Origin of the sequence: Phytohabitans maris (assembly GCF_031085175.1) — a bacterium.
GTDB classification, from domain to species: domain Bacteria; phylum Actinomycetota; class Actinomycetes; order Mycobacteriales; family Micromonosporaceae; genus Phytohabitans; species Phytohabitans maris.
Genome location: NZ_JAVHUY010000042.1, coordinates 56,699 through 74,603, shown reverse-complemented (window position 1 = coordinate 74,603; position 17,905 = coordinate 56,699). Strand labels below are relative to the sequence as shown.

At 75.8% G+C, this 17,905-nt stretch carries 14 protein-coding genes; 10 read left to right on the top strand and 4 right to left on the bottom strand.

The features are described 5' to 3' along the window. Positions 1 to 192: 192 nt before the first annotated feature. Positions 193 to 2,343 carry a bifunctional diguanylate cyclase/phosphohydrolase gene (locus RB614_RS33695; protein WP_308716748.1) on the top strand — a complete coding sequence of 717 codons (2,151 nt, stop codon included), beginning with the start codon at positions 193 to 195 and terminating at the stop codon, positions 2,341 to 2,343. A gap of 10 nt (positions 2,344 to 2,353) precedes the next feature. Here the strand turns inward: RB614_RS33695 and RB614_RS33690 are convergent, their stop codons facing one another. Continuing rightward, positions 2,354 to 3,325: an alpha/beta fold hydrolase gene (locus RB614_RS33690; RefSeq protein ID WP_308716747.1), complete on the bottom strand. Its 972-nt coding sequence runs from the start codon at positions 3,323 to 3,325 to the stop codon at positions 2,354 to 2,356. Between the two features lie 70 nt (positions 3,326 to 3,395). Here RB614_RS33690 and RB614_RS33685 point away from each other — a divergent pair, with 70 nt between their 5' ends. Then, a complete protein-coding gene (locus RB614_RS33685; RefSeq protein WP_308716746.1) occupies positions 3,396 to 6,578 on the top strand; it encodes an ATP-binding protein in 3,183 nt (1,060 codons plus the stop codon). Between the two features lie 15 nt (positions 6,579 to 6,593). Here the strand turns inward: RB614_RS33685 and RB614_RS33680 are convergent, their stop codons facing one another. Continuing rightward, the gene (locus tag RB614_RS33680) at positions 6,594 to 7,274 is read right to left on the bottom strand and encodes a GntR family transcriptional regulator (RefSeq protein WP_308716745.1); all 681 of its coding nucleotides are present in this window, start codon (positions 7,272 to 7,274) and stop codon (positions 6,594 to 6,596) included. Positions 7,275 to 7,351: 77 nt separating this feature from the next. Here RB614_RS33680 and RB614_RS33675 point away from each other — a divergent pair, with 77 nt between their 5' ends. The 5 genes from RB614_RS33675 to atzF are packed head-to-tail and all read left to right on the top strand — an operon-like array spanning position 7,352 to position 13,588. Further along, the gene (locus RB614_RS33675; RefSeq protein ID WP_308716744.1) at positions 7,352 to 8,839 is read left to right on the top strand and encodes an ABC transporter ATP-binding protein; all 1,488 of its coding nucleotides are present in this window, start codon (positions 7,352 to 7,354) and stop codon (positions 8,837 to 8,839) included. Continuing rightward, complete coding sequence (locus RB614_RS33670; protein WP_308716743.1) at positions 8,836 to 9,900, top strand: ABC transporter permease; 1,065 nt, start codon at positions 8,836 to 8,838, stop codon at positions 9,898 to 9,900. The genes RB614_RS33675 and RB614_RS33670 overlap by 4 nt, the downstream gene beginning before the upstream one ends. Next, positions 9,897 to 10,811, top strand: a complete 915-nt coding sequence (locus RB614_RS33665) for an ABC transporter permease (protein ID WP_308716742.1) — start codon at positions 9,897 to 9,899, stop codon at positions 10,809 to 10,811. The genes RB614_RS33670 and RB614_RS33665 overlap by 4 nt, the downstream gene beginning before the upstream one ends. Before the next feature lie 12 nt (positions 10,812 to 10,823). Continuing rightward, a complete protein-coding gene (locus tag RB614_RS33660) occupies positions 10,824 to 11,954 on the top strand; it encodes a BMP family ABC transporter substrate-binding protein (RefSeq protein ID WP_308716741.1) in 1,131 nt (376 codons plus the stop codon). Continuing rightward, the gene (gene atzF / locus RB614_RS33655; RefSeq protein ID WP_308716740.1) at positions 11,951 to 13,588 is read left to right on the top strand and encodes an allophanate hydrolase; all 1,638 of its coding nucleotides are present in this window, start codon (positions 11,951 to 11,953) and stop codon (positions 13,586 to 13,588) included. The genes RB614_RS33660 and atzF overlap by 4 nt, the downstream gene beginning before the upstream one ends. 70 nt (positions 13,589 to 13,658) lie before the next feature. Here the strand turns inward: atzF and RB614_RS33650 are convergent, their stop codons facing one another. Beyond that, positions 13,659 to 14,180, bottom strand: coding sequence for a hypothetical protein (locus tag RB614_RS33650; RefSeq protein WP_308716739.1), 522 nt, complete (start codon positions 14,178 to 14,180; stop codon positions 13,659 to 13,661). Between the two features lie 63 nt (positions 14,181 to 14,243). Here RB614_RS33650 and RB614_RS33645 point away from each other — a divergent pair, with 63 nt between their 5' ends. Beyond that, positions 14,244 to 15,128, top strand: coding sequence for an alpha/beta fold hydrolase (locus RB614_RS33645; RefSeq protein ID WP_308716738.1), 885 nt, complete (start codon positions 14,244 to 14,246; stop codon positions 15,126 to 15,128). Positions 15,129 to 15,159: 31 nt separating this feature from the next. On the opposite strand, the gene RB614_RS33640 is transcribed toward RB614_RS33645, so the two are convergent. Then, complete coding sequence (locus tag RB614_RS33640) at positions 15,160 to 15,696, bottom strand: DNA mismatch repair protein MutL (protein ID WP_308716737.1); 537 nt, start codon at positions 15,694 to 15,696, stop codon at positions 15,160 to 15,162. Between the two features lie 199 nt (positions 15,697 to 15,895). Here RB614_RS33640 and RB614_RS33635 point away from each other — a divergent pair, with 199 nt between their 5' ends. Both RB614_RS33635 and RB614_RS33630 read left to right on the top strand, forming a co-directional pair. Then, positions 15,896 to 16,579: a response regulator transcription factor gene (locus tag RB614_RS33635; protein ID WP_308716736.1), complete on the top strand. Its 684-nt coding sequence runs from the start codon at positions 15,896 to 15,898 to the stop codon at positions 16,577 to 16,579. Continuing rightward, positions 16,576 to 17,850 carry a sensor histidine kinase gene (locus RB614_RS33630; RefSeq protein WP_308716735.1) on the top strand — a complete coding sequence of 425 codons (1,275 nt, stop codon included), beginning with the start codon at positions 16,576 to 16,578 and terminating at the stop codon, positions 17,848 to 17,850. The genes RB614_RS33635 and RB614_RS33630 overlap by 4 nt, the downstream gene beginning before the upstream one ends. The last annotated feature ends 55 nt before the right edge of the window (positions 17,851 to 17,905 follow it).

Here is a 17,905-nt window from a genome sequence, read left to right as displayed (position 1 = left end):
TCCGAGGTAAGGAGAACCCCACCCCCGTCGATGGTGCCGGCGCGACAGCAGTCCTCTCGTGTGGCGCACGTTCTACCCGGATGCGCCCATATTTGTGCGCATTTAGGGGTACACAGAATCTGAGAATGTGATCCACAATACTTTCCGTGGCCCTGGTCGAGGGCACGGAAGGCGACCACAGCGGAGGCGGACGTGAGGGTCGATGGTGACCAGCGGCGTTTCGTACGCCGGGCAGCCGGCGCCGCCGTGGCGTGGCTGGCGCTCTTCGCACTGCTCACCGGGGTGAGCCAGGGCTCGGAGACGCTCGCCAGGTTCGTCGGCAACGTGGTGTACGTGGTGCCGGTCGCACTCCTGGCCCCCCTCTCCTACCTCGCCGCCCGGCGCGCCCGCGGCCGGCTGCGCACCGCCTGGCGGCTGCTGGCCGTCTCCAACCTGCTGTGGCTGGCCGGCGAGCTCACCTGGAGCGGGTACGCCTACCTCCGGCCGGGCGGCGCCCCGACGCCCTCGTTCGCCGACGTCGCCTACCTGGCCTCGTACGCGGTGGCCCTGCCGGCCATCGTGATCGGCTTCGGCGGCGCCCAGGCGCTGCGCCGCGCGCGGGGCATCGTCGACTCGGCCCTGATCACGCTCGGCGTCGGCGCGGTGGGGTGGGCGCTGGTCATCGGCCCGCTGCTGCCCGGCACGACGAAGGCCGGCGCGATCGTCACGTTCGCGCAGCCGCTGCTCGCGGTCTCGATCGTCACGGCGCTCGTGGTGGTCGGGCTCTGCTGCCACCGCGGCGTGCCGCCCTCGTTCCTGCTGGCGGGCGCGAGCTTCGCGGTGGCCGGCCTGACCGACGCCGGCTACGCCTACCTTTTCATGATCCACTCGTACGGGGACGCGAGCTGGCTCAACCTCGGCTGGCAGCTCGAGGCCGTGCTGCTCTGCCTGGCCGCGGCGGTGGCCGCGCGGCGCACCGAGCCCGAGCCGGAGGTACGCGGGCTCGACCGCGACCTGGCCGTGCTGCCGGCCGCGGTGGCCGTCCTCTCGATCGTCGGCCTCGCCGCCGCCGACCGCTTCAACGACGGCCGGCTGACCCGGTCGACCCTGGTCATCGCCGTGCTGCTGGTCAGCGGCCTGCTGCTGCGGCAGGTGCTGGTCACCCGCGACCGCACCCGCCTCGCCGCGGCCCTCACCGTCGCGCTGCGCGAGCAGGAGCGGCTGGCCGTCACCGACGGGCTGACCGGCCTCTACAACCGGCGGTTCTTCCAGGAGATGCTCCGCCTCGATGCCGAGCGCGCCGAGCGGGACGGCCACGCGGTCAGCCTCGTCATGATCGACCTCGACCGCTTCAAGCGGATCAACGACACCTGCGGCCACCCGGCCGGCGACCGCGTGCTGGTGGAGGCGGCCGACCGGATCCGCCGCGCGGTGCGCCCCAACGACCTGGTCGCCCGGTACGGCGGCGAGGAGTTCGTCTGCCTGCTGCCGGGCGCCGGGGAGGAGACCGCGCTGGAGGTGGCCGAGCAGGTACGCCGCGCGCTGTCCCGCACGCCGCTGTCGGTGCACGACGGCCACGACGTGCGGCTCACCGCCTCGCTCGGCGTGGCCAGCGCCGGCACCCGCGGCGGCCGGGCGCACGGTGACCTGGAGGGCCTGATCCACGACGCGGACGGCGCCCTGTACCGCGCCAAGGCCCGCGGCCGCGACCAGGTCGCCGCCGCCAGCCGGGTGGCCGACCTGGCGCTGGACACCGACCCGGACCTGCCGCCCGCGCTGGTGTGGCTGGCCGACCAGATCGACGCCAAGCTCGGCAGCCACGAGCACAGCACCGCGGTCTCCCGCTGGTCGCTGCTCACCGGCGCGCGCCTCGGCCTGCACCAGGCCACCCTCCGCCGGACCGCCGCGGCCGCCCGCCTGCACGACATCGGCAAGATCAACGTCGACGACGCGATCCTCACCAAGCCGGGCCGGCTCGGCCCGGCCGAGTGGGACGTGCTGCGCCGCCACCCCGAGGAGGGCGCCCGCCTGCTGACCGAGCTCAGCGACCGCGCCGACCTCGCCCCGCTGGTCGGCGGCCACCACGAGCGGTACGACGGCACCGGCTACCCGTCCCGCCTCCGCGGCGACGGCATCCCGATCGAGGCCCGGATCATCGCGGTCTGCGACTCGTGGGCCGCCATGCGGGCCGACCGGGCGTACGCCGCCGCGCTCTGCGAGGAGGAGGCCCGCCAGCAGATCCAGCGCGGCCGGGGCACCCAGTTCGACCCGGCGGTGGTGGACGCGTTCCTGGCCCTGCTGGACGAGGGGGCGATCGACGACCTCGCCCCGCTGCGGCACGTGGAGGCGCCTACCCACGCGTGACCCGGACGCGCTACCGGGCCAGCAGGGCGCGGAGCGCCTTCACCACCTCGGCCGGCGCCTCCTCGGCCATGAAGTGTCCACAGGAGACGGTCTCGTGGCGCAGGTCGGGCGCCCAGGCCCGCCAGATGGCCGCCGCGTCGAAGCCGAGGGCCGCGCCCCAGTCCTGCTGCAGCACGGTGACCGGCATGCGCAGGGTGTTGCCGGCGGCCCGGTCGGCGCGGTCGTGCTCGACGTCGATGCCGGCCGAGGCGCGGTAGTCGGCGACGATCGACGGCACCGCCGCGCGGGACGCGGCCAGGTACGCGGCCCGCACCGGCGCCGGGATCGCCTCCGGGTCCCGGGACCGCGCCTGCTGGCGCTCGCGTTCGGTCCCGGCGGCCGGCTCGGCTCCCTCTCGTCGCTCCGCTCCTCGTGCCGGGCCTTGCCCGCCCCGGGACCAGATGTCCAGGAAGTGGCCGAAGAACGCGTCCGGGCTGGCGCCGATCAGCCGCTCCGGCAGCCCCGGCGGCTGGGCCATCAGGTACAGGTGGAAGCCGACCGCCGCGGTCGTACCGCGCATCACGTCCCACATGTCGAGGGTCGGGAGCACGTCGAGCGAGGCCAGGTGGGTCACCGTGTCCGGGTGGTCGAGGCCGGCCCGGATCGCGACCAGCGCACCCCGGTCGTGCCCGGCCAGGGCGAACCGCTCGTGCCCCAGCGCGCGGGCCAGCGCCACGATGTCGGCGGCCATCGTCCGCTTGCTGTACGCGCCGCCGTCCGGGTCGGCGGGCTTGTCGCTGTCGCCGTACCCGCGCAGGTCGGGTGCGATGACCGTGTGGTCGGCGGCCAGGTCGGCGGCGACGTGCCGCCACATCAGGTGGGTCTGCGGGAAGCCGTGCAGCAGCACGACCGGGCGGCCCGAGCCGCCGACGGCCGCGTTCAGCGCGACCCCTTCGGCGACCGGCACCCGGTGGTACTCGAAACCGGTGATCTGAGGTGTCATGCGGCCCAGCCTGCGCGGCGGGGATCAGCAATCGCTGAGCGACGGATGAGTACCCGCTACCGTGGTGGCCGTGACCAGGCCCGGCGTGACGTTCACCGTGCTCGGGCCCCTCGCGGCGGCGCGCGGCGACGACCCGGTCGCGGTGAAGGGCGGCCGGCAGCGGGCCATCCTCGCCCGGCTGCTGATCGCGCGCGGCCGGGTCGTACCGGTCGACCGCCTCGCCGGCGACCTGTGGCCGGAGCCGCCGGAGGGCGCGGTCGCGGCGATCCGCACGTTCGTGGCCGACCTGCGGCGCGCGCTGGAGCCGGACCGCCCGCCCCGGCAGCCGGCCCACCTGCTGGTGACCGCCCCGCCCGGGTACGCGCTGCGGGCCGCCCCCGACGCCGTCGACGCCGGCCACTTCGAGGCGGCGGTGGCCGGGGCCGGGCTGCTGCTCGCGAGCGGCGACGCGGCGGCCGCGCTGGAGCTGGCCGAGGCGGGCCTGGCCCGGTGGCGCGGCCCGGCGTACGCGGAGTTCGCCGCCGAGCCGTGGGCCCGCGCCGAGATCGACCGCCTGGACGAGCTGCGGATGCTCGCCGTGGAGCGGCGCGGCGAGGCGCTGCTCGCGCTCGGCCGGGCCGCCGAGGCCGCCTCCGACCTGGGCGCCCACGCGGCCGCGCACCCGCTGCGCGAGGAGGCCTGGCGGCTGCTGGCCACCGCCCTGTACCGGGCCGGCCGCCAGGGCGACGCCCTCGCCGCGCTGCGCCGGGCCCGGGAGACGCTCGCCGGCGAGCTCGGCCTGGACCCCGGGCCGGCGCTGCGCCGGCTCGAAGCCGACATCCTCGCCCAGGCGCCACACCTGACCCCGGCCGCTCCCCCGCTCCCGCCGCCCGCCGCCCCGCCGCCTCGCATGTCCCTTCCGGCTCCCACGGCCCTTCCGGCTCCCACGGCCCTTCCGGCTCCCACGGCCCTTCCGGCTCCCACGGCCCTTCCGGCTCCCACGGCCGGTTTCTTCGGGCGGGGCGAGGAGCTGGCCGAGCTGGTCGCGGCCACCGACACCGTCCGCCGGCGGCGGGAGCCGGGCCTCGCGCTCGTCTCCGGCGAGGCCGGCGCCGGCAAGACCGCCCTCGCCGAGGAGCTCGCCCGCCGCCTGGCCGGCGCCGGCTGGTCGGTGGCGTGGGGGCGCAGTCCCGAGTACGACGGCGCGCCCATCGCCTGGCCCTGGGCGCAGGTCACCGGGGCGCAGGAGCCCGGCGACCCGGGCGCCGATCCCGCCGCCGCCCGCTTCCGACTGCACCGGGAGACCGCCCGCCGCCTCGCCGAGACGGGCCGGTGCGGGCCGTTCCTCGTCGTCCTCGACGACCTGCACCAGGCCGACGAGGGCACCCTCGACGTGCTCGCCGCCGTACTCGCCGGGCCGGAGCCGGCCACCGGCCCGCTCCTCGTCATCGGCACCTACCGGGCCACCGCCATCCCCGCCACCCTCACCGCGGCGCTCGCCCGCCTGGCCCGCGTCGAGCCGGTCCGGGTGTACCTCGGCGGGCTCCCCGAGGCAGCGACCGGCGAGCTGGCCCGGGCGGCCGCTGGGCGGGACCTCGACGCTCGGCAGGTGCGGCTGATCCACGAGCGCAGCGGCGGCAATCCGTTCTTCGTCCGGGAACTGGCCCGGCTGCTGGCCACCGAGCCCGGTGCGGTCCCGGCCGGCGTACGGGACGTGATCCGGCACCGCCTCGCCCAGCTGCCCGAGCCGGCGCGCGACGTCCTGCGCCGGGCGGCGGTGCTCGGCCGCGAGGTCGACCCGGAGGTGCTGGTCGCGCTCACCGGCGACGAACCCTCCACACTGGACGCCCTCGACCGCGCCGTCGAGGCCGGCTTTCTCGGCGGCGACGGGCCGGAGCCGCGGTTCACCCACATCCTGGTCCGGGACACGCTCTACGGCGACATCTCCGCGCCCCGCCGGGCTCGCTGGCACGCCGCCGCCGGCGCGGCGATCGAGCGCGTACGCCCCGACGACGCCGCCGCCCTCGCCCACCACTTCGCGCTCGCCGCGAGCCGGGCCACCGCACCGCGCGCCGCCCGGTACGCGCGGGCCGCCGCCCAGGACGCGGAACGCCGCGCCGACCCGCACGCCGCCGCCCGGCTGTGGCGCCAGGCCGTGGCGGCGTACGACCGGGCCGGTGGCGGGGACGTGCGCGGGCGGCTGGAGGCGGTGATGGGGCTGGGCCGGGCGCTCGCCGTCACCGGGCACCTCGACGAGGCGCGGCGGCTGCGCGGCGAGGCGGTCACGGCGGTGGCCACAGTGGACGATCCGGCGCTGGTCGCGGACGTGCTCGCCGCGTTCGTCGTACCGGCGGTCTGGACCCGCAACGACGACGAGGCGCTCTCCCGGCGGATCGCCGCCGCGGCCGAGCGCGCCCTGCCCGCGCAGGCCGGCGCCCGGCGGGCCCGCCTGCTCGGCACCCTCGCCCTCGAACTGCGCGGGGACACCACCGGCCGCGGTGCCCGGGCGGCCCGCGCGGCGGAGGACCTGGCCCGCGCGGCCGGCGACCCGACGCTGCTCGCGTTCGCGCTCAACGCCCGGTTCATGCACACCTTCGGGCGCGCCGGGCTGGCGGCCGAGCGGGCCGGCATCGGCGCCGAGCTGGTGGAGGTGGCCGCCGGGCACGACCTGGTGACGTTCGAGGTGCTCGGCCACCTCGTCGCGATGCAGGCGCAGGCGGCGCTCGCCGACCTCGCCGCCGCGGACCGGCACGCGCGGGCCGCCGACGACCTCGCCGCCCGCTATGAGCTCCCCCTCGTCGGCGTCTTCACCGCCTGGTACGCGGGGCTGCGCCAAGCGGTCGAGGGGCGGCCGGGCGAGGCGGAGGAGGCGTACCGGGCGGCCCAGGCGAAGCTCGCCGGCGGCGGCATGCCGGGGATGGCGCACGGCCTGCTCCCGCTCGCCCTCCTCTCGCTGCGCGAGCCGACCGCGGCGGAGTGGTCCGGGTGGGACTTCGGCCCGTACGAGCCGTGGGTCCGCCCCCTCGCGCTGCTCGCCGGGGGGCGCGCCGGCGCGGCGGCCGAGGCGCTGCGGGCGCTGCCGGAGTCCCCGCACGACCTGCTCCGCGAGGCGCGCCTGTACCTGGCCGCCCGCGCGGCCATCGCCCTGGGCGACCGCGCGGCGATGCGCCGGGTGCGCGACGAGCTGCTGCCGGCCGCCGCCGAGCTGGCCGGGGCGGGCAGCGGGGTGCTCACGTTCGGCCCGGTGGCCGACCTCCTCCCGAAACTGGACTGACCCGCGGCCTGCGGCTCACGGGGTGGCCGGCGGCGGTGCGGTCAGGGCGCGGTGCAGGTCGCGGCGGGTGCTGGCCACGTGGGACCGGCCGAGCCGCTCGGCCTCGGCCGCGTCCCGCCGGCGCAGGGCGTCGACGATCGCGCGGTGGTCGGCGAGCGACGCCTGCCGGCGGCTGGGGGCGACCGCGGAGAAGTAGAAGCGGGCGCGCAGGCTCAGCGCGCGGACGAAGCCGGCCATCAGGTGGTTTTGCGAGCAGGCCGCGACCGCGATGTGGAACTCGGCGTTGAGCGCGGCCAGCACGACCGGGTCGGCGGCGCCCGCCTGGCGGGCGAGGATCGCGTCCAGGGCGGCGAGCTGCTCGGCGGTACGCCGCTCGGCGGCCATCGCCGTGGTGCGCCCCTCGATCTCCAGCCGCGCCTCGAAGAGGTCGGCGAGCTCCTGCTCGCTGCGCTCCCGGACGTACGCCCCCAGGTGCGGGCGGTAGTCGATCCAGCCGTCCGCGCCCAGCGACCGCAGCGCCTCGCGGACCGGGATGTGGCTGACGCCGAGCCGCTTGGCAAGCGCGTCCGCGTTGAGGTGGGTGCCGGGCGGGAGGGCGCCGGCCAGGATCGCCTCGACCAGGGCGTCGCGGACCCGGTCGCCGGTGCCACCCGCGCCGGCGCCGCGCTCGATCGGGGCCAGGCTGGTCAGTGTCACGCGACCATCCTATAGGGCACTCGGAGCTTTACTCCCGCGACACGGGATCGTAACCAAGCGACCGTCCTATAGGACGCATGCAGGGGACAGCGGTCGCCGCGGCGGCGCCACTCCTCGCCGTACGCGGGCTGACGTGCCGGTTCGACGAGGTGGTCGCGAACGACGCCGTGGACTTCGAGGTGGCACCGGGCGAGGTGCACGCGGTGCTCGGCGAGAACGGCGCCGGCAAGAGCACGCTGATGAAGCTGATCTACGGCGTCTACCGGCCCGACGCCGGTGAGGTACGGGTCGACGGCGTGCCCACGCCACTCGGCTCGCCGGCCGCCGCCCGGGCCGCCGGCATCGGCATGGTCTTCCAGGACATGCGGTTGATCCCGGCGCTCACCGTCGCGGAGAACATCGCGCTCGCGCTGCCCCGCGGCCGCCGGCGCCGGGGGATCGCCAAGGAGATCGCCGCGGCCAGCCAGCGGTACGGGCTCCCGGTGCACCCGACCGCGCTGGTGCGCCGGCTCTCCATCGGCGAGCGGCAGCGGGTCGAGATCCTCAAGGTGCTGATGAGCGGGGCGCGCCTGCTCATCCTCGACGAGCCGACCAGCGTGCTGGCCCCGCAGGAGGTGGACGCCCTCTTCGCCGCGATGCGGTCGCTGCGCGCGGCCGGGCTGTCGCTCGTGATCATCACGCACAAGCTGGGCGAGGCGCGGGCGATCGCCGACCGGGTGACCGTACTGCGCGGCGGGCGGGTGGTGCTGCGCGACGCGGACCCCGCCGGCCTCCGCGACGCCGAGCTTGTCGAGGCCATGGTCGGCCGGGCCGTACCGCCCCTGCGGGAGGGGCGCGACGGGGCGGGCCGCCCCGCGACGAAGGCCGTCGTGGAGCTGCGCGGCGTCGGGGCCGGCCACGCGCTGCACGGCGTCGACCTCGACCTGCACCCCGGCGAGCTGGTCGGCGTGGCGGGCGTCGCCGGCAGCGGCCAGCGCGAGCTGTGCGAGGTGCTCCTCGGGCTGCGCAAGCCGAGCGCGGGCACGGTACGGCTCGCCGGCGAGCCGCTGCACGGACCCCGCCAGGCGCTCGCCGCCGGCGCGGTCGGTGTGCCGGAGGACCCGGTCAGCGACGCCGTCGTACCCGGCCTCACCGTCCTGGAGCACTTCGCGCTGGCCGCGCGGCGGCTGGACTGGCGGTCCGTGGGCGCCGAGGCCGACCGCCGGGACGCGAAGGCCCGGCTGCGGATGGCCGCCCGCCACCGCGTCCTGGGCGAGCTCTCCGGCGGCAACATCCAGCGGGTCGTACTGACCCGGGCGCTGGGCGCGCCGGCCACGGTGGTCGTCGCCGCGTACCCGAGCCGGGGGCTCGACATCGCCACCACCCGGCGCACCCAGGAGCTGCTGCTGGAGCAGCGGGACGCGGGCGCGGCGGTGCTGGTGGTCTCCGAGGACCTCGACGAGCTGCTGTCCATCTCGGACCGCGTCGCGGTGCTGCACGCCGGCCACCTCGCCGGGATCGTGCGGCCGGGCGAGACCGACCGGTACGCGATCGGCCAGCTCATGCTGGGCGGCGGGCCGGCATGACCGGGGCCGCGGTGGGGGCGGCCGAAGTCCGCCCACAGACTGTAGACAATCGACAAAGAAGCTGGCCACGGTGGGCGGCCGCCGTCCTCGCCGCACCGCTGATCTTCGGGGCGTTCGCGGCGGTCAAGGGCGTCGACCCGGTCGCCATGTACGCGGACATGCTGGCCTCCCTCGCCGACCCGGCCCAGGCGCAGACGGTCCTGGTACGCGCGGCGATCCTGCTCCTGGCCGGACTCGCGGTGGCCGTGCCCGCCCGAGCGGGCCTGCTCAACGTCGGCGGTGAGGGCCAGATCGTGATCGGCGCGGTCGCCGCGGCGGGCGTCGGCCTCGTCACCGACCAGCGCCTCCCCGGCGGCCTCGCGCTGGTCCTGATGGTCGTCGCCGCGATGGCCGCCGGCGCCGCCTGGGCCGGGATCGCCGCCGGGCTCCGGCTCACCGCCAACGTGAACGAGGCGATCAGCACGCTGCTGCTCAACTTCGTCGCGATCGACATCATGCTCGGCCTCATCTACGACCCGTGGAAGGACGCCGCCGGCTTCGGCCAGCCCTCCTCCCGCCCCCTCGAAGAGACCGCGCGGCTGCCGCTCTTCGTCACCGGCGGCACCCTCAACGCCGGCATCCTGCTCGCCCTGCTCGCGCTGGCCGGTGTCTGGTTCGCGACGCGGCGCACCGCGTGGGGCTTCCGGCTGCGGGTGGTCGGTGGCAACCCGGAGGCGGCGCGCCGGGCCGGCATGCGGGTCGGCCCGCTGCTGCTCTCCGCCATGCTCGTCGGCGGCGCGCTGGCCGGGCTCGCGGGGCTGGTGCACTTCGCCGGGACCGAGTTCAAGCTGCGCCCGGGCATGACCACGAGCTTCGGGTACGTGGGCTTCCTGGCCAGCTGGCTCGCCCTGCACCGCCCGCTGCGGGTCGGGCTCGCCGCGCTGCTGCTGGCCGCGATCGCGATGGGCGGCGACAGCCTGCAGATCGACTCCGGCCTGCCGGCCGCATCGCTCAACGTGCTCATGGCGGTCGTCCTGCTCGTCGTGCTCGGCACCCGTCGCCACCCGGGGAGGAAGTCATGATCTTCGTCGACGTGCTGGCCGGCGGGGTGCGCGGCGGTACCGCGATCCTGTACGCCGCGCTGGGCGAGACCCTCGCCGAACGGGCCGGTGTGATCAACCTCGGCACCGAGGGGAGCATGCTGACCGGGGCGCTCGCCGCGTACGCGGTCACCGCCGGCACCGGCGACCCGTGGGCCGGCGTGCTCGCGGGCGCGTGCGCCGGGGCGCTGCTCGCCGCGGTGCACGCGTTCACGGTGCTCAGCCGGGGCGCCAACCAGCTCGCCACCGGGCTCGTGGTGCTCTTCCTCGGCGCCGGGCTCACCTCGATGTTCGGCGCCGCGTACGTGGGGCGCGCGATCAGCCCCTTCCAGCCGTACCCGATCCCGGGCCTGTCGCGGATCCCGTGGGCCGGACCGATCCTCTTCGACCACGACCCGCTGGTCTACGCCTCGTACCTGCTCGCGCCCGCCCTCTGGTGGCTGCTGTTCCGCAGCCGGTGGGGCCTGGTCGTACGGAGCGCCGGCGAGCGTCCGGCGGTGCTCGCGACGTACGGCCACTCGCCGCTGCTCGTGCGCTACCTGGCCGTCGTCGGCGGCGGGCTGCTGGCCGGCATCGGCGGCGCGCACCTGTCCACCGCGTACGCGAACGCCTGGTTCGAGAACATGACGGCCGGTCGCGGGTTCATCGCCGTCGCGCTGGTCATCTTCGCCGCCTGGCACCCGCTGCGCGCGGTCGGCGGCGCGTACCTCTTCGGCGCGGCGCTCGCCCTCTCCCCCGCACTGCAGGCCCGCGGCTACGGCTTCAACCAGTTCGCCCTCGACGCCCTGCCGTACCTGGTCACGATCGCCGCGCTGATCGTGCTGGGCCGCCGCCAGACCGGAGCGGCCCCAGAAGACCTATCGCGAGTGTTCCAGCTGACCCCGACCCGATAAGAGGTGCCGATCGTGAAAAGACTCGTCGCGGTCACGGCGTGCGCCGTGCTCCTGACCGCCTGCGCCACCAACACCACCTCGTCGAGCAAGACCTCCGAAAGCGCGCCCGGCACCGGCGGCACGAAGATCGGCTTCATCTTCGTCGGGCCCAAGGACGACTACGGGTACAACCAGGCCGCGTACGAGGGGAGCCAGGCGGTGGCCAAGGCGTACCCAGACCTGGAGGTGCTGACCGCCGAGAACGTGCCCGAGGACGACAACGCCGCGCGCGTGATGGAGGGCATGGTCCGCAAGGGCGCGAAGATCATATTCGCCACCTCGTACGGCCACCGCGACCCGGCGCTCAAGGTCGCCGCGGCCAACCCCGACGTGGTCGTCCTGCAGCAGGGCAACATCGTCGACGGGCCCATGCCACCAAACTTCGGCACGTACTTCGGCACGGTCTACGAGCCGGTCTACCTCGCCGGCATCGTCGCGGGCAAGGCCACCAGGAGCAATAAGCTCGGGTACGTGTACGCGTTCCCGATCTCGCAGACGCTGGACAACATCAACGCGTTCCAGCTCGGGGCGGCGTCGGTCAACCCGGCCGCGAAGACGTACGTGGTGAACACCTCCAACTGGTGCGACCCCGCCAAGCAGGCCGAGGCGGCCAAGAGCCTGCTCTCCCAGGGCGTCGACGTGATCAGCCAGCACCAGGACTGCACGGCCACCGTCATCCGGGCCACCGAGGCGGCCGGCGCGTACACCGTCGGGTACCACGCCGACGCGAGCCCGCTCGCCCCGAAGGGGTGGCTGACCGGCTCCGAGTGGGACTGGGGCCCGCTCTACACCAAGATGATCCAGACGGTCGTGGCCGGGCAGTTCACCGGCTCGCCGTACAACGCGAACTTCCGGGTCGGCCTCAAGACCGGCGACAACCCGTTCGTCCAGTCGCCGTACGGTCCCACTGTGGACGGCGCGACGAAGAAGCTCGTCGACGACGCGAAGGCGAGGATCAGCAAGGACGGGTCGCCGTTCCTCGGGCCGGTCGTCGACCAGGCCGGCACGGTGCGGGTGCCGGCCGGCACGGTGCCCGACTACAAGACCATCGAGTCGATCGACTACTTCGTCGGCGGCGTCGTCGGCAAGATCCCGGCGTCATGAGCGAGCAGCCACTGTGGACACTCCGGCTCGATCCGTCCGAAGTGGAGGAGCTGGCCGCCCGGGCCGACCCGGAGGGGCCGCTGGCCGGGGTCCGCTTCGCGATCAAGGACAACATCGACCTGGCCGGCCACCCCACCACGGCCGCCTGCCCCGCGCTCGCCGGCAAGCCGGCCGGGTCCTCGGCGACGGCGGTGCGGCTGCTCCTGGAAGCCGGGGCGGTGCCGGTGGGGAAGACCAACCTGGACCAGTTCGCGACCGGGCTGGTGGGCACGCGCAGCCCGTACGGCGCGTGCCACAGCGTCGCCAGCCCCGCGCACGTCTGCGGCGGCAGCAGTTCGGGGAGCGCGGTCGCGGTGGCCAGCGGGGCGGTACCGCTCGCGCTCGCCACGGACACGGCCGGCTCCGGGCGGGTACCGGCCGCGTTCAACGGGCTCGTGGGGGTCAAGCCCACCCGCGGGCTCGTCTCGAACGCCGGCGTGATGCCCGCGGTCGCCGACCTCGACTGCGTCACCACGCTCACCCGCACGGTCGCCGCGGCCCGCCCCGCGATCGCCGCCCTGACCTGGGCGGATCCGGACGACCCCCGGTCCCGCCCGACACCGCCCCGGCCGCCGGCCGCGGTGGCCGCCCGGATGCGCGTGATCGCCGTACCAGATGCCGGACCGGAGCTGGACCCACCGCACCAGGAGGCCTGGCGGGCGGCGCTGGACCGGCTCCGCGGCGTCGCCGCGCATGTGGTGCCGGTGGACGTCGGACCGTTCCTGGACGCGGGCCGGCTGTTGTACGAAGGTCCGTGGCTGGCCGCGCGGTACGCGGCGGTCGGCCGCTACCTGGAGCCGGACGGCCCGCACCTCGACCCCACCGTGCGCGGCATCGTGCTGCGCGGCCGGGACATCGCCGGGCCGGCGGTCTTCGCCGGGTTCGAGCGCCTGGCGGCGCTGCGCCGGCAGACCGAGGCGGTGTGGGCGGACGTCGACGCGCTGATGCTCCCTACCACGCCCGGCCACCCCCGCCTCGCCGACGTGGCGGCCGACCCGGTCGGGGTGAACGCGCGGGTGGGGACGTTCACGACGTTCGCGAACCCGCTGGACCTCTGCGCGGTCGCGGTGCCGGCCGGCGAGCGGGCGGACGGGCTGCCGTTCGGCGTGCAGTTCGTCGCCCCGGCCTTCGCCGACGCGCCGCTGCTGGATCTCGCCGCGGCCTGGTGCGGCGAGCCCGTCCCGGCACCGCCGGCCGCGCCCGGCACGACGCTGCTCGCGGTGGCCGGCGCCCACCTGTCCGGCCTGCCGCTGAACCGCGAGCTGGTCTCCGCCGGCGGCCGGCTGGCGTTCCGGGCCCGGACCGCGCCCGGCTACCGGCTCTTTCGGCTGAACCTGCCCGGCGTGCCCCGGCCGGCCCTGGTGCGCACCGGCGACGGGCCGGCCGAGGGGATCGCGGTCGAGGTGTGGCGGGTGCCGCACCAGGCGGTGGGCGCCCTGCTGGACACGGTGCCGGCGCCGCTGGGGCTGGGGCAGCTCGGGCTGGACGACGGCACGTCGGTGGCCGGCTTCCTGGCCGCGGAGCACGGCGTCCGCGACGCCACGGACGTGACCGCCGCCGGCGGCTGGCGCGCCGCCCTCGCCGCCCGGCGCTGAGCCCGCGTTGCCGGGCCAGCGTGATCGAAGCTCCCTTCATGTCGTTCTAGCGACGTGAGGGGAGCTTCGATCATGAGCGGCCGGTGAAGAGGGTGGGCTGTTCGGCGGTCGTCACCGGGGTTGTGTGGGCGGGCGGAGGCAGTTGGCGCGGGGGCTGCCGGGTGTACCGGTGCGCCGCACCGCGGCGGACCGTCACCGGGCAGGTCACCAGGTGGACCGGGGCCGGCGGCGCCGCGAACGGCCCGGCGCCCCAGCGCAGCCAGATCGCCACCCGGCCGGCCTCCGCCTCGGCGCGGAGCTTGTCGACGGTCCGCTGCCGGTCGGTGCGGTCCAGCTCGACGGCGATCGGCGGCCCCTCGGGCCGGGCGCACCCGACGTCGATCCAGGAGTGCCGGTGCGCGTAGGGCGGCGGCAGCGGCATGACGCTCGGCGCCCGCCGGTACGCGCGCCAGCCCTGCCCCTCGGCCCACGCCACCACGGCGTCGACCAGCAGGGCGGTGACCTCGTCCGCGTCCAGGTCGGCGAAGGTCAGCCCGGCCACCCACTCCGCCAGCGACGCGGCCACCCGCTCGCCGTCCGGCACACCCTCCATCCGGGGAACGCTAGCGCGGCGCCCCGCACGTGTCATCGCCGCGGCGCCGGGTACTCAGATCGGGTGTTCGAGGGTTTCGAGGAGTTCACGGTCCCGGTGTCGGGGACGTCGATCCACGGGGTGAAGGGTGGGTCCGGGCCGCCGGTCCTGCTCCTGCACGGCATACCGGAGACGCACCTGATGTGGCACGCGGTGGCGCCGGCGCTCGCCGAGGACCACACCGTCGTCGCGACGGACCTGCGCGGGTACGGCGCGAGCGGGAAGCCGCCCAGCGCCGCCGGCCACGGGCCGTACGCGATGCGGGCGATCGCCGCCGACCAGGTGGAGGCGATGGGCGCGCTGGGCTTCGAACGGTTCGCGGTCGTCGGGCACGACCGGGGCGCCCGGTGCGCGTACCGGCTGGCGCTGGACAACCCCGGCGTCGCCAGCCACCTCGCGGTGCTCGACATCGTGCCGACCGGCGACGCGTTCGCCCGCGCGGACGGCGAGTTCAGCCACGCCTACTGGGTCTGGTCGTTCCTGTCCGCGCCGGAGCCGGTGCCGGAACGGCTGATCGGCGCCGCGCCGCACGTGCTGGTCGACTACATGCTCGACACCTGGACGGCCCGGCCGGGGGTGTTCTCCGACGAGGTGCGGGCGGCGTACGTCGAGCCGTTCACGGACCCGGGGACCGTCCACGCGATCTGCGAGGAGTACCGCGCCGCCTCCACCCTCGGCGTCGCCGACGACGAGGCCGACCGGGGCAAGCGCCGCGTCGAGTGCCCGACCCTCGTGCTCTGGGGTGCCGAGGGCATGGTGGCCCGCCTGTACGACCCGCTCGCCATCTGGTCGGCCTGGGCCCCGGACCTGGACGGCGCCCCGGTCGACGCCGGACACTTCCTGCCCGAGGAGGCACCCGAGGAGACCCTGCGCCACCTGCGCGCCCTGCTCAGCCGCCGACCTCACTGACCGGCTTGCCCTGCCGGCCTGCGCCGCCCGCTCAGCCACCGACCTCACTGACCTGGGCCACCGGTTTGCCCTGCCAGACCGCGTGGATGACGAAGTAGTGGTTGGGCTCGGTGAACTGGATCGCCAGGTTGCCCGGCTCGTTCTGCACGGTGTCGACCGTGAAGCCGGGGTTGGGCGTGGCGGTGACCAGCTGGACGCGGCCGGGCGTCATGCGGATCACCGCCTGGCCACCGCCGACGCGGAACGAGCGCGTGTACGTCGTCTGCCCGTCGTCACCGGTCGTCACCGTCCACCCGTCGACGACCGTCGCGGGGGTGGGCGTGGGGGACGGCGACGGCCGCGACCTGGAGGGTGACGGCGAAGGGGACGGCGAGGGCGAAGCCGGCGGGGACACCGCGGATGGCGTCGTGACGGCGGGCGGGGCGGCGGCCGCGCGGTCCAGCGGCGCCGAGGCCAGGTCGGGTGTGGCCGTGCGCAGCACCGGCTGGAGCGCCACCGTCGCCACCCCGATGCTGGCGAGGGTGGCCGCGCACCATCCGAGCACCGGGACCCAACCGCGCAGCCGCATGCCGGCCATTGAACCACCGACCCGGTGCCACCCGGCGCCCGCCGCCGGCGAGCGGCCCGTCTCGGACGCCGCCGGTAAGCAGCGGGGTGCCACCTGGCGCCCGTCGCCGGCGAGCGGCGCGTCTGGGACGCCGCCCGTAAGCAGCGCGCCTCGCCCGCCGCCGGCGAGCGAAGCGCGCCGAGCCCATATGGTGAACCGCATGGCGATGATCCTGCTGGTCGAAGACGACCGCATCGTCTCGGCGGCGCTCACCCGCGCGCTGGTCGACGCCGGTCACGTCGTACGCGGTGCGGCGCAGGCGGTAGACGCCCTGCGCATCGTCGCCGACGACCGGCCCGACCTGGTGATCCTCGACCTGGGGCTGCCGGACATCGACGGCGCCGACGCGCTGCGGATGATGCGGAGCGTCTCGGACGTACCGGTGATCGTGGCCACCGCCCGCCGCTCCGAGGTGGACATCATCAACCTGCTCAACGCGGGCGCCGACGACTACGTGACCAAACCGTTCTCCAGCGGCCACCTGCTGGCCCGGATCGCGGCGGTGCAGCGGCGCGGGCGGCCGGTGCCGGAGGAGACGCCGAGCATCACCGTGGGTTCGCTGGTCATCGACCCGCAGCGACGGGAGGTGCGGCTGGACGGGGCGCCGATCCGGCTCACCCGGCGGGAGTTCGACGTGCTCGCGTACCTGGCCGGGCGGGTCGGCCGGGTGGTCAGCCGGCGGGAGCTGCTGCGCCAGGTGTGGCAGCAGGACCGGATCGGCGAGGAGCAGACCATCGACGTACACATCTCGTGGCTGCGCCGCAAGCTCGGCGAGACGGCCGCCCGGCCCCGGTACCTGCACACGGTGCGGGGCGTCGGCGTAAAGCTGGTGGAGCCCGAATGAGGCTCACCCTCACCCGGCTCGCGCTGGCCATCACGTCGATGGTGGCGCTGGCGTTCCTGGTGCCGCTCGCCATCCTGACCCGGCAGATCGCGCACGACCGGGCGGTCGGCGACGCGCGGCAGCAGGCCACCGCGATCGTGGTCGCGCTCGCCGTCGACACCGATCCGGCCCTGCTCGACCAGGCGGTGGCGAGCACCGCCGCGGGCAGCGACGGGCGGCTCGCGGTACACCTGCCGGACCTCGGTGCGATCGGATCGCCGCGCGCCGCGGCCTCCGACGTCGCCGCGGCCTCGCGTTCCCGGCGGCCGTCCATCGTGGAGTACGACGGTGGCCTGGCCTACCTCCAGCCGAGTGTCCTCGATGGAGGGAGGACGGCGGTGATCGAGGTGTTCGTGCCCGACGAGCAGATCCAGCGCGGCGTCTGGCCAGCCTGGCTGGCGCTGGCCGGGCTCGCCGTCGTGCTGGTGGCGGGCTCCACGCTTGTCGCCGACCGGCTCGGCGCCCGCCTGGTACGGGCCACCCGCGAGCTGGCGGCCGGTGCGCGCCGGCTCGGCGGCGGCGACCTCAGCGTACGGGTGGAGCCGGCCGGGCCGCCGGAGCTGACCGACGCGGCCCGCTCGTTCAACACGATGGCCGACAACATGCGCCAGCTCATCGACAACGAACGCGAGCTCGCCGCCGACCTCTCGCACCGGCTGCGTACCCCGCTGACCGCGCTCCGCCTGGACGCCGAGGCGCTGCCGCGCGGGCCGGTGGCGGACCGGATGGCGCAGGCGTTCGACCTGCTCGACGACGAGCTGGAGGCCATCATCACCGGCGCGCGGCTCAGCTCGGGTACCCGGGCCAGCCACTCCACCGACCTGGTCGAGGTGCTGGCCGACCGGCTGGCATTCTGGTCGGTACTCGCCGAGGACCAGGGACGACCGACCACAGTGGTCGGTGGCGACCATCCGGTGCCGGTGCCGCTCCCCCGCGGCGAGCTGATCCTGGCGATCGACGCGTTGCTGGGCAACGTGTTCGCGCACACTCCGGAAGGGACCGCGTTCCTGGTCGGCGTCTCCCCCGAGGGGCTGGTGGTGGACGACGCCGGCCCCGGCATCCCCGATCCGGCCACGGCGGTGCGGCGCGGCGTGAGCGGCAGCGGCTCCACGGGCCTGGGCCTGGACATCGCGCAACGCATCGCCCACTCGATGGGCGGCCGCCTGGACATCGGCCGCGGCCGCCTCGGCGGCGCGCGGGTCGCCCTGCTCCTCCCGACCGCTCCCCCATGACCTGTGGACCTCTCCTGACGCTCGACTCCACGGCTGGATTTATTTGACGTTTAAG

Bases quoted from the DNA above. Each gene is read 5' to 3' on its own strand.
- RB614_RS33690 (WP_308716747.1), bottom strand. From the start codon at position 3,325: ATGACACCTCAGATCACCGGTTTCGAGTACCACCGGGTGCCGGTCGCC.
- RB614_RS33675 (WP_308716744.1), top strand. From the start codon at position 7,352: ATGCAGGGGACAGCGGTCGCCGCGGCGGCGCCACTCCTCGCCGTACGC.
- RB614_RS33670 (WP_308716743.1), top strand. From the start codon at position 8,836: ATGACCGGGGCCGCGGTGGGGGCGGCCGAAGTCCGCCCACAGACTGTA.
- RB614_RS33665 (WP_308716742.1), top strand. From the start codon at position 9,897: ATGATCTTCGTCGACGTGCTGGCCGGCGGGGTGCGCGGCGGTACCGCG.
- atzF (WP_308716740.1), top strand. From the start codon at position 11,951: ATGAGCGAGCAGCCACTGTGGACACTCCGGCTCGATCCGTCCGAAGTG.
- RB614_RS33650 (WP_308716739.1), bottom strand. From the start codon at position 14,180: ATGGAGGGTGTGCCGGACGGCGAGCGGGTGGCCGCGTCGCTGGCGGAG.
- RB614_RS33640 (WP_308716737.1), bottom strand. From the start codon at position 15,696: ATGCGGCTGCGCGGTTGGGTCCCGGTGCTCGGATGGTGCGCGGCCACC.
- RB614_RS33635 (WP_308716736.1), top strand. From the start codon at position 15,896: ATGGCGATGATCCTGCTGGTCGAAGACGACCGCATCGTCTCGGCGGCG.
- RB614_RS33630 (WP_308716735.1), top strand. From the start codon at position 16,576: ATGAGGCTCACCCTCACCCGGCTCGCGCTGGCCATCACGTCGATGGTG.